Genomic DNA, 11924 nt, shown 5'->3' with positions numbered 1-11924 from the left:
GGGTTGCCCCGGCCTCTTTAAGGCCGGGGATGTCTGTTTTGTGATCAGTTACCGCGGTAAAGGGCAATACTGCCGGTGCGGACGATCTCTTTGATCCCCATGGGGGTGACCAGCTCGATAAAGGCCTTGAGCTTGTCTTCCGTGGCCGTGGCCTGGACGGTGACGTGCTCGGGGCCCACATCCACGATCTTGTAACGGAAGATATCGATGATGTTGATGAGGTCACCGCGGTTTTCCGCCTTGGCGTGGACCTTGATAAGGGCCAGCTCCCTCTGGACGTAGTCCGATTCGGTGAGGTCGTGGACCGTCACCACGTTGATGAGCTTGTGGAGCTGTTTTTTGATCTGCTCCATGATGCCGGGGTCTGCCGTGGTCACCATGGTGATGCGGGAGATCTCGGGCTCGTTGGTGGCTGCCACGTTGAGGCTCTCGATGTTGTAGCCGCGGCCGGAGAAGAGGCCGACAATGCGGGAGAGGACGCCGGGCTCGTTGTCCACCTGGATGGAGAGGATGTGTCGTTTTTCGCTCATGGGTCGATTTCCTTCGTATCTATAAGGGGGGCCGGATTTCGGCCGCCCGTATCGGTTCAGGGTGCGATGGCGTTAAACGGCGGCCCTGCAGCAACGCAGGGCCGGTCCACGGATCAGACAAGGAGCATGTCGGTGATGGCCTTGCCCGCAGGGACCATGGGGTAGACGTTCTCTTCCCGGTCCACCATGAACTCCATGATCACAGCCCCTTCGGTTTCGAGGCCCTCTTTGAGGACGGCTTCCACCTCTTCGGGCTTGGTGGCCCGGAGTCCTTTGGCGCCGTAGGCCTCGGCAAGCTTCACGAAGTCGGGGTTGTGGTCCAGGGTGGTGGCGGAGTAGCACTTGTCGTAGAAGAGGTCCTGCCACTGGCGCACCATGCCCAGGTATCGGTTGTTGAGGATGATGACCTTGATGGGCAGCTTGTGCTCCACGGCCGTTGCCATCTCCTGCATGTTCATCTGGATGCTGCCGTCACCGGCAACGTCCACCACGAGTTTGTCCGGGCAGGCCATCTGGGCGCCGATGGCCGCAGGCAGGCCGAAGCCCATGGTGCCCAGGCCTCCGGAGGTGATGAACTGGTGGGGCCGGTTGAAGTGGTAGTACTGGGCAGCCCACATCTGGTTCTGGCCCACCTCGGTGGTGACGATGGCCTCGCCCTTGGTCATCTTGAAGAAGGTGTCGATGACGTATTGGGGCTTGATGGTCTCCTGCTGGTCGTAGGCCAGGGGCGTGGTGTTTTTCCAGGCCTCGATCTGGCTCTCCCATTCGGTTCGATCCGGGGCGTTTTCGGAGACCGCCTCTTTTTCCAGGAGCTCGTTGAGCTTCTCCAGGGCGATCTTGCAGTCCCCCACGATGGGCACGTCCACCTCGATGTTCTTGTGGATGCTGGTGGGGTCGATGTCGATCTGGATGATGGTGGCGTTGGGGGCGAAGTCGTCGGTTCGTCCCGTGACGCGGTCGTCAAAGCGGACCCCCACGGCCAGCATCAGGTCGCACTGGCTGATGGCCATGTTGGCACGGAAGGTGCCGTGCATCCCCGGCATGCCCAGCCACAGCGGATCGGTACCGGGAAAGGCGCCCAAGCCCATGAGGGTGCTGGTAACGGAGATGTTGGTGTTTTTTGCCAACTGGGTCAGGGCCTCGGAAGCCCCTGAGAGCACCACGCCGCCGCCGGAAAAGATCAAGGGGCGCTTGGCGTTCTTGATGAGCCCGGCCACCCGTGAGAGCTGCTTGACGTTGGGCTTGTACGTGGGCTTGTAGGTCCGCATGGAGATCCTGGGGACCGTTGACTTTGGCCTTCAGGGACTGCACGTTTTTGGGGATGTCCACCAGGACCGGACCGGGGCGACCGGACCGGGCCAGGAAGAAGGCTTCCCTCAAGATGCGCTCCAGGCTGTCGATGTCCTTGACCAGGTAGTTGTGCTTGGTGCAGGGACGGGTGATCCCCACGATGTCCACCTCCTGGAAGGCGTCGTTGCCGATGAGCTGGGTGGGGACCTGGCCGGTGATGATCACCATGGGGATGGAGTCCATGTAAGCCGTGGCGATGCCGGTGACGGTGTTGGTGGCACCGGGGCCGGAAGTGGCCAGGCAGACGCCTGTGCGGCCCGTGGCCCTGGCAAATCCGTCCGCTGCGTGCACAGCGCCCTGTTCGTGGCGTGCAAGGATATGTCTGATATCCGTCCTGGCAAGTTCGTCGTAGATATCGATGACCGCACCACCCGGGTATCCGAAGATGGTGTCAACCCCCTCTTCCTTCAACACTTTCATCAGGATTTCAGTTCCTGTGAGTTCCATTGCAGACATTCCTTGATCCTTTGCTTGTTTGGCGACGGGGAAAGGCCGCGTCCCGTCGCCGTAGTCATCGTCAAAATTCATTTAAAACGGAGTAAACGGCCGCCGAAGCGGCCGGTAAGTCCATGCTATTTCACCACAGCCCCTTGGCTGGCCGAAGAGACCATGCGGGCGTAACGGGCCATGTAGCCCTTGGTGATGCGGGGGGCGGGTGCCTCCCATTCGGCTTTGCGCTTTTCAATGGCCATCTCGGGGATCATCAGCTCGATGCTCTTGGTGGCGATGTTGATGGCGATGAGGTCCCCTTCGCGGATGAGACCGATGGGACCACCCGAGGCCGCCTCGGGTGAGACGTGGCCGATGGCCGCGCCGCGTGTGCCGCCGGAGAAGCGGCCGTCGGTGATAAGGGCCACGGAGCCGTCCAGACCCATGCCCGCGATGGCGGAGGTGGGGGTGAGCATTTCGCGCATGCCCGGGCCGCCTTTGGGGCCTTCGTTGCGGATGACCACCACGTCGCCTTTGTTGATCTTGCCGGCCATGATGGCCGCAGAAGCCTCTTCTTCGGATTCAAAGACACGGGCCGGGCCCTTGTGCTGCATCATCTCGGGGAGGACGGCGGACTGCTTGACCACGCAGCCCTCCGGGGCGATGTTGCCGAAGAGGACGGCAAGGCCCCCTTCCTCATGATAGGGGTTGTCCCAGGGGCGGATGACGTCGGCGTCCAGGACGCCAGCGTTTTTGATGTTGTCACCCACGGTGGACCCGGTGACGGTGATGCACTCGGTGTTGAGGCGTCCCTGGTCGGCCAGGATCTTCAGGATGGCCTGGATACCGCCTGCGCGGTTCAAATCTTCGATGTGGTCCTTGCCGCCGGGGGAGAGGGAGCAGAGGTGCGGGGTGACCTTGCTGACCTCGTTGATGAGGGAAAGGGGCACCTCAACGCCCGCTTCATGGGCGATGGCTTTTAAATGGAGCACGGTGTTGGTGGAGCAGCCCAGGACCATGTCCACGGCCAGGGCGTTGGCAAAGGCCTCCTCGGTGAGGATCTGGCTGGGGGTGATGTTCTTCTCCACGAGTTCCAGGATCTTCATGCCCGCCAGTTTGGCCAGGCGCTCCCGAGCGGCCATGACCGCGGGGATGGTGCCGTTGCCGGGCAGGCCCAGGCCGATGGCTTCGGTGAGGCAGTTCATGGAATTGGCCGTGAACATGCCGGAGCAGGAGCCGCAGGTGGGGCAGGCCGAGTCTTCCATGGCGGTGAGCTCTTCCTCGGTCATCTTCCCGGAGAGAACCGCGCCCACGGATTCAAAGACGCTGATGAGGTCCACCTTTTCATTGGGGCGCTCGGGGTGGCGACCGGCCAGCATGGGGCCTCCGCTGATAAAGATGGAGGGGATATCGAGGCGCGCGGCGGCCATGAGCATGCCGGGGACGATCTTGTCGCAGTTGGGGATCAGAACCAGGCCGTCCAGGGCGTGGGCCGTTGCCACAACTTCAACGGAGTCGGCGATGAGCTCCCGGCTGCCCAGGGAGTAGCTCATGCCGGTATGGTTCATGGCGATGCCGTCGCAGACGCCGATGGTCCCGAACTCAACAGGCATGCCGCCTGCCATGTAGATCCCTGCCTTGACCGCTTCGGTGATGCGGTTCAGGTGGGTGTGACCCGGAATGATGGTGTTGGCCGAGTTGGCGATGCCGATGATGGGGCGCTCAATTTCGGTGTCGGTGTAGCCCATGGCCTTGAAGAGGGATCGGTGCGGGGCTCTCTCTACGCCCTTCTTGACATTGTTGCTTTTCATGACGTGCTCCATAAAAAAAAGCCGTTACCAGCGAGGGCTGATAACGGCTTTTTTTTTGTGTGATATTTATGTTAAGCCATTACCAGTCGCCTTTATGTAGACGAATCCCAATCACGGGCACAATGCCCACTACAAGAATGAGAATCACAATAATAAGGTTGGTAATCGCTTTGGCGTCGTACATGAGTCCGGGTTTCCTAAATAGATTCATTTGATCGTCACTTGATATCCTCTTCATCCCCCTTTGTCAAGGAGTTCGTATCGGATGTGGAAAAAAGTCGGGGGGAATCTTTTATATATGTTAAGCGTGCGGCCGGTTTGCTTTAGGAAAATCGTGTTTCTTTCGGTAGAATCAATTTTGCGTGCACGTATAACGTTCTGATATGATAGGGGTGTTTTGAATATTTCTCTTCGGGTGGGGCAGGGCGGGGATAAAATCACGCCCATGGTTGACCACGGGCGTTTTTACAGGCTTTTTTCGCCGATGGCGAAGGGCCGAAGGCCCGGAATGCGGCCCGGTTCCCCGGCAGGATGGCTTACGATGCGGGCAGGGGAATGTGGTTGATGGCCGAGGCCATGTATCCGGCGCCGAAGCCGTTGTCGATGTTTACGGCGGCCACGTTGGAGCTGCAGCTGCTCAGCATGCCGAACAGGGCGGTCATGCCGCCGAAGCTGACCCCGTAGCCCACGCTGGTGGGTACGGCGATGACAGGGGCCTTCACCATGCCGGCCACCACGCTGGGCAGGGCGCCCTCCATGCCGGCCACCACGATGATCACTGTCGCCTTTTCCATGGCTTCCCGGTGGCGCATGAGGCGGTGAATACCGGCAACCCCCACGTCAAAGACCGACTGCACGCGGTTTCCCATGTATCGCGCGGTGAGCAGGGCTTCCCGGGCCACGGGGATGTCCGAGGTCCCGGCCGAGAGCACCAGCACGGTGCCGTGGCCGGTGGGTTCCGGTTCGTTTGTGGCACAGATGACCATGCGTGCGTCCGCCTCGTACCGGCAGGTGGGAATGGCTTCAATGATGCGCCGGGCCTTTTCTTCGTCCACGCGGGTGGTGAGGATGACGTTTTCCTGGTGCATCATCCTTTCCATGATGCCGATGATCTGCTCGCTGGTCTTGCCCTCTCCGAAGATCACCTCGGGAAAGCCTTTGCGCAGGCTCCTGTGATGGTCGATGTTGGCAAAGTCCAGGTCTTCGTTGACCACGTGGGTGAGCTTACCCGCGGCCTCGTCCACGGAGAGGTCTCCGTTTTTGAGGGTTTCGAGAATCTGTGTGAGGCGTTGTTTGTCCATGGGGGTCCGTCACGGGTTGGGGGGTGAGTTCTTGGGGTACCTGTCGGACCTGTTCTAATCGTTTTTTGCGATGAGGTCAACGACGGCCTCGCGCATCTCCATGAAGAGCTCCACCAGCCGGGGATCGAAATGGGAACCGCTGCAATCCTGAATTTCCCGGAAGGCTTTGTCCACGGACCAGGGGGCCTTGTGGGGGCGCTCGGAGATGAGGGCGTCAAAGACATCGCAGATGGCCACGATGCGACCGATGAGGGGGATCTCTTCGCCTTTGAGTCCCTGGTTGTAGCCGGTGCCGTCCCACCGCTCATGGTGGGTGAGGGCGATGGTGCGGGCGTCCTGCATGAGCGGAGAGTTGCTTCCGGCCAGGAGGCGGGCGCCGATGGTGGTGTGCCCTTTCATCTGCTCCCATTCGGCGTCGGTGAGTTTCCCTTTTTTCATGAGAATTTCGTCCGGGATGCCGATCTTTCCGGCGTCGTGCAGGGTGCTGGAGAGGGCCAGGCGCTCGGTCTCCTCTTCGGAAAGCCCTGCCTTGCTGCCGAGCATCTCGGCCAGCTTGCTGATGCGCAGCACGTTCTGGCCGGTGCCGCAGTCCCGAAACTTGGAGGCCAGGCTCAGGCGGTTGACGATCTCCACCTGGGTCTCCTTGAGTTCCCGGGTGCGCTGCCTCACCTTTTCTTCAAGGATGAGGTTTTTGTTTTTGAGGCTCTCCTGGGTCACCTTGAGGGTGAGGTGGGTTTTCACCCGGGCCCTGACCTCGGAGATGTCGAAGGGTTTGGTGATGTAGTCCACGGCGCCGATGGAGAGTCCCTTGCGCTTGTGGGCGGGGTCGTCCATGGCCGTGATGAAGATGATGGGGATGTCCCGGGTGGCCGGTGACTCCTTGAGCCGACCGCAGACCTCAAAGCCGTCCATGCCCGGCATGAGGATATCCAGGAGGATGAGGTCCAGATGATTGGCGTGGGCGTACTCAATGGCCTTTTGGCCGCCTAAGGCCACCCCGAGCTTGTAGTCCTCCCTGAGGGCCTGGACGAGGATGTCGATGTTGGCCTTGGTATCGTCAACGAGGAGGATTCTCCTGTTGGCATGTTCTGTCATGGGGTCGGTCCTTGTGCCAGGCTTCAATGGCCTCTTATTCGTTGGGGCGCGACGACGGGCTTGTGCCTGTCGGGGCTGGCCCGCCGGTGTGTTTGAGATGGCGCGAGAGGGTGTCCGTAAGGGAGGCGGCCCCCTCGAAATCGTATGCCAGGATCGCTTTTTCCATGGCGGTGATCAGCTGCGTCATGTCGGAACCCGGCCGGGGGATTCGGGCCAGGTTTTCCTGGACCTTCCGGAAACACCCCTCTGAGGCCACGGGATCGAATTGTGCCAGGTGGCCGGCCAGCTCAGGCAGCAGGGTCAGGGCTGTTTCCGTGGGCGAGGACGGACGGGGGCGCGTGACGGGTGTGGCGTTGCCCGGGGCTGTGGTGTTGCCGATTTTTCCGGCGGAGTCCAGCACCACGGCAAGGGAGGCTTCCACCAGGTGGAAACTCTCTGCGATATGGTCCTTTTCCTCTTTTTGGATGGCTGTCTCAAGGGATTTTGCGGCCAGCATGAGCTCCCCTGCGGAGATGTTTCCGGCCACGCCCTTCAGGGCGTGGACGCTTCGGCCGGCCTCTTCGAGGTCTCCTGCGGCCATGAGCTTTCTGAACTCCGTGAAAAACGGTGTGTACTGGGCTTTGAATTCCTGAAGGATCCGGACATAGGTGTCCCAGGAGCCCCCCAGCCGGTGGACCCCTTCCTCCAGATTGAGGCCGGGAAGGGTAAAGGAGAACTCCCGGCGGGAGGGTGCCTGGCCGGACCGGCGGGCGTATCGGGCCCCCAGCTTCAGGGCTTCTGTAAGGCGGATATTTTTTCGGATGACCGAATAGAGGCGGGTTCGGTCGATGGGCTTGGATATGTAATCGTTCATGCCTGCGGCCAGGCATTTTTCCCGGTCCCCGTACATGGCGTGGGCGGTCATGGCGATGATGGGCAGGCCGATGCGTTTCAGCTCGTTGCGGATGACCCGGGTAGCCTGGTAACCGTCCATCTGGGGCATCTGGATGTCCATGAGCACCACGTCGTAATTTTGTGTCTTTATCTTTTCAACGGCCTCGGTACCGCACTCGGCCGTGTCGATGAGGGCCCCGGAGCCCTGGAGCATCTCGGTGGCCACCATGCGGTTGATGGGGTTGTCCTCCACCAGGAGAATGGAGACACCGGAAAATTCGTCGCTGGGGGAGGGGTGCCGGGCGGTGTCGTTTTTTTGCGTGGACTCGTAGCCGAAGATCTCCATGATGGAGTCAAAGAGCAGGGACTGCTTGATGGGCTTGAGCAGGAAGCTTTCCACCCCGAGCTGCTTGGCCCGCTTGATCTCAAACTCATTGCCCAGGGCGCTGATAATGATGATGGGGGGCGCATCCGATCGTTTTGTCTCTTTGATCTGCCGGGCCACCTCGATGCCGTCCATGCCCGGAAGCCGGACGTCCAGGACCACCAGGTCGTAGGAACGGCCCTGGTCGGCTCCCCGGCAGAGGCCAAGGGCCTGCTCGCCGGACTCGGCCAGGTCCGTGCGAAACCCGAAGGACTCCATGTACCGCTTGATGACCATAAGGGTGGAGGGGTTGTCGTCCACGATGAGGGCGCACATCTCGCCCATGGTGGGCGGCAGGGTGGGGGTGGCCGTGACGCTTTCGGGCACCACCTTGAACCGGGCGGTGAAGGAGAAGAGGCTGCCCTTGCCCCGCTCACTTTTCACCCAGATGTCCCCTCCCATGATGCGGACGATGTTTCGGCAGATGGCAAGGCCCAGGCCCGTGCCACCGTATTTACGGGTGGTGGAGCCGTCTGCCTGGGCAAAGGCGTTGAAGATATCGTCCGTGCCGCTTTCAAGGAGGGCCGGGTCGATGCCGATGCCGGTGTCCCGGATTTCAAATAGGAGGGTGGCCCCGGATCCCTCCATCTCTTTTAAGGAAACCCGGATGCAGATCTCTCCTTCTTCGGTGAACTTAAAGGCGTTGCTGATGAGATTGGAGAGCACTTGCCGCAGACGCAAGGGGTCGGCGATGAGCTGCCGGGGGATCCTGGGATCGATGTCGATGATGAGCTCCAGTTGCTTTGCCATGTTCTTTTCAAGGAACATGTCGGTGCTCTCGTCGATGAGTTCGTGCAGGGAAAAGGGGATGCTTTCAAAGGTGAGCTTTCCCGCATCGATTTTGGAAAAATCGAGGATGTCGTTGATGAGCTCCAGAAGGGAGAGGGAGGAGCTGCGGATGATGCCTATATACTCCAGGCGTTTTTCCGTGTCGATCTGCTTTGTGAGCAGATCGGACATGCCAACGATGGCGTTCAGCGGGGTTCGGATTTCGTGGCTCATGTTGGCCAGGAACTCGCTCTTGGCCCGGGTGGACTTGTCCGCCTCCTCCTTGGCCCGTGTGAGGCGTTCGTTGGCCCGGATCAGCTCGGCGGTCCGCTCCTCCACCCGTTTTTCCAGGTCGTTTCGTGCCTGGGCAAGGGCCTCTTCAGCCCGCTTCCGGTCGGTGATGTCCCGGGCCACGCCCCGGAAGCCCGTGGGTTCCCCGAGCTGGTTCCGGATGAGGGTGGCGGAGATGGAGAGGACAGCGGATTTGTTTTTGCCTACCATTTCATAGTCGCTGATCTTTCCGGGGATGCCGGTTGTGTAGATGGTGCTGAAGACGTTGAAGAGTTCGGCGGCGGTTTTTTTGCTGGTGTACGCCTTGTAGTGGAGGCCCATGAGCTCCTGGCGCGTGTAGCCGGAGATGTCGCACATGGAGTTGTTGAAGAAGATGAGCTTGCCGGCCAGGTTCACCTCGAAGAACCCCTCCTGGATGCTGTCCAGGATCGTCTGATAGGAGCTTCGGCTCTTGATGAGCTCCTCTTCGTAGGTTTTGCGCTTGGCGATCTCTTCCCGGAGCTTCCGGTTGGCCGCCACCATCTCGGCGGTTCGGTTCTCTACTTTCTCTTCCAGCTTGTCCCGGTACTCTTCCAGTTCGGCCTGGCTGGTGATCTGCCGGGTGATGTCCCGGAGAAAGGTGAGAGTCGCGGGGCGCCCGTTCCACAGGATGCCGGAGGAGCGCAGGCGAACCACACCGAAGCTGTCGTCGGCTTTGACGGTGCGGAAGGTGTACTCGGAGAACCCTTCCCCTGAGGCATCTCCAATGGTGAGACGGTAGCTGTCAAGGACCCTCAGGGTGTCGTCGTGGTGGATGAATTCGGCGATGGGGTGGCCGATGATCTCCCGGGCCGGAAGGCCCAGGTGCTGTTGCACCTTGCTGTTGGCAAAGACAAAGCACTCGTCCTGAATGACCACCACGCCGTCGCTGGCGTGTTCGACCATGGCGTCTTTGACGGCAAGGGAGGTACGGGCCTGGTTCAGTTCCGCCTCAAGGCGCAGAATCATCTCTTCCGGTGTCTCATGTCGCGTGGGGTCTGGCAACGGATAGCCCTCCGGTGAACGCCTGCCCATTCACCTTGATTTCATCATCGAAGCAGCCGGGAGACAGAAAGCGTCGGTGCTTCCCCGGGGATAAGGACAAACAGGCGTGAGCAATGTTTATTTTTACAGCACTGCGTTTATCGTTACCGTACCTTTTCTCCAATTACAATGGCCCGTTTTTTGCGGACTGTTCCCTCTCTGCGGACAGGAACTCTTGCCTGATTTATTGCCCTTTGCGGGCTAAAGACGAGGGGTGGGTGGACTCGATGTAGCGCTTGACTCCCTTGACGATGCCGTCGCAGATTTTTTCCTGATAGGCGGAGTTGCCAAGGCGCTTGCACTCCCGTTTGTTGCTGATAAAGCCTGTCTCCACAAGGATGGCCGGCATGCGGGCACCCAGGAGCACATAAAACGGAGCCTGCTTGACGCCTTTGTTTTTGATGTTGCTGTAACTTCCCTTGAGGTTGGCAACCAGGGAACTCTGGACGTACTGGGCGAGCCTGCTGGATTCGTTGATCTTGGCGTTTTTCATCAGGCTGTTCAAGATGGTGTGCAGGTCGCTGATGTTTTTTTCACTGGTGGCGTTTTCCCGGGCGGCCACGTTGATGGAGGCCCGGTCCTTGGCCAGGTTGAGGAAATAGGTCTCCACCCCGTAGGCCTTTCTGTTTCGGGAGGCGTTGGCGTGGATGGAGATGAACAGGTCGGCCCGCTTGCGGTTGGCAAAGGTGGTGCGTTCGTCCAGGCTCAGGTAACGGTCGGTGCTCCGTGTGAGGATCACCTCGCATTTGAGCTCCTTGCGGAGCTTCACGGCCAGGCGTTTGGCAAGGGACAGGACAATGTCCTTTTCGGCAACCCCCTTGTAATACCCCGGGGCTCCGTGGTCCTTGCCGCCGTGACCGGCGTCGATGACGATACGCCGGACGCCCAGGGCCAGCTGGCGCGCCAGGTCGTCGGGGGTGATGAGATCCCCTGGATCTTTTCTCGGTGCCCGTGGCGAGGGGGCAGGGGTCGAGGGTTTGCTGCTCCAGATGTCCACCACAATGCGGTCCGGCTTTTTCAGGGAGAACACCTTGTAGTGGCTGAAATTAACCGCGTCCACCACCACCCGGACAGTGCCGGGTTTGAAAAGGCCGGAACGGACCTGTTTGACCCTGGGATCGTTGGGAAGGGTGATGCTCGTTTCCAGCTTTTTCTCCGCGTGCCCCTTGATATCGATCCAGATGCGCTTGGGGCGCTTGTTTTTCGGGTCGTGACGCAGCATGCCGTGGGTAAAGGCCAGGGACCCCTTGGTGTCCAGCACGATGCGGGTGCGTGAGGGAAGGGAGCCGTAGCGGATGTGGGTGACGGCGCCGTCGGTGGCTTTTTGAGGGGCAGGCGAAACCACGGGTTTGTTGGCTTTCCGTGTCTCGGAGGCCTTGACGGAAACGGGCGGGGCCTTGGGTTTGGCCGGTCTGGCCGCGGGTTTGGGAAGGCGCCTCAGGAGCTTGGTGGCCTCATGGCTGTAGCGGCTGGAGCTGAAGGCCCTCGCCTGGGTCAGGAGGCTCCGGGCGCGTTCGAGGTCGGAGCGCTTGCCGGAGTATTTTTCCAGTTCAATGTAGAGTTTGCCGGCCTGGTAGAGGCCTGCCGGGGCCCAGGGCCCTCGGGTGTCCTTTCGCCAGGCGTCGAGGTATTTGTTGGCGCAGGTTTCCCATTTATCACGCCTGTTTTTCCAGGAGGGGGTCTTCAGGAGTTTGCGGTGATAGGATTCTGCAGCGTGGTATGCTTTTTTTGCCTCGTCCCGTGGGGCCGCCCCGGCCAGGGGGGCGGCAAACAGCATCGGCAAAAGAAACAAGAGCAGGAGACAGGCCACGGCAACGGCCCGAGGAGTGCCCAGGGACCGTATGGGGGCATCTGTTTTTTTGTGGATCTCTCTGGTCTGCTGCACCCGATCTCCCACTTCAGCTCTTTGATTCCTCTTCGGACAGGGTTTTCAGTTCGTTGAGCAGGGCCAGGGCCTGCAAGGGGGTGGTGGCGTTGATGTCCACCGACC

7 protein-coding genes and 1 pseudogene are annotated in these 11924 nt (G+C 60.4%); all 8 read right to left on the bottom strand.

Going from position 1 to position 11924, the window contains the following annotated elements; all coding sequences use genetic code 11:
* Positions 1–44 precede the first annotated feature (44 nt).
* A complete protein-coding gene (gene ilvN / locus ACOYW2_RS14075) occupies positions 45–530 on the bottom strand; it encodes an acetolactate synthase small subunit (RefSeq protein WP_482415810.1) in 486 nt (161 codons plus the stop codon).
* 113 nt (positions 531–643) lie between these two features.
* Complete coding sequence (locus ACOYW2_RS14070) at positions 644–1798, bottom strand: thiamine pyrophosphate-dependent enzyme (protein WP_482423455.1); 1155 nt, start codon at positions 1796–1798, stop codon at positions 644–646.
* Between the two features lie 235 nt (positions 1799–2033).
* Positions 2034–2300, bottom strand: a pseudogene (locus ACOYW2_RS14065) (thiamine pyrophosphate-binding protein); the annotation flags it as partial.
* A 152-nt stretch (positions 2301–2452) separates the two neighbouring features.
* Complete coding sequence (gene ilvD, locus ACOYW2_RS14060; RefSeq protein WP_482770831.1) at positions 2453–4120, bottom strand: dihydroxy-acid dehydratase; 1668 nt, start codon at positions 4118–4120, stop codon at positions 2453–2455.
* Between the two features lie 536 nt (positions 4121–4656).
* A complete protein-coding gene (gene larB, locus ACOYW2_RS14055; protein ID WP_482770830.1) occupies positions 4657–5421 on the bottom strand; it encodes a nickel pincer cofactor biosynthesis protein LarB in 765 nt (254 codons plus the stop codon).
* Between the two features lie 54 nt (positions 5422–5475).
* On the bottom strand, positions 5476–6516 hold the full coding sequence (locus ACOYW2_RS14050; RefSeq protein WP_482770829.1) for a response regulator: 1041 nt from the start codon (positions 6514–6516) through the stop codon (positions 5476–5478).
* 34 nt (positions 6517–6550) lie between these two features.
* Entirely contained in the window at positions 6551–9895 is a 3345-nt protein-coding gene (locus ACOYW2_RS14045) for a hybrid sensor histidine kinase/response regulator (RefSeq protein WP_482770828.1), read from the bottom strand.
* 223 nt (positions 9896–10118) lie between these two features.
* Positions 10119–11819, bottom strand: a complete 1701-nt coding sequence (locus ACOYW2_RS14040; protein WP_482770827.1) for an N-acetylmuramoyl-L-alanine amidase — start codon at positions 11817–11819, stop codon at positions 10119–10121.
* Between the last annotated feature and the right edge of the window lie 105 nt (positions 11820–11924).

The sequence above is a fragment of the Desulfoluna sp. CLI2B genome, from assembly GCF_056847375.1.
Note: the sequence above shows the minus strand (reverse complement) of the source record. Positions and strands in the feature narration are given on the sequence as shown.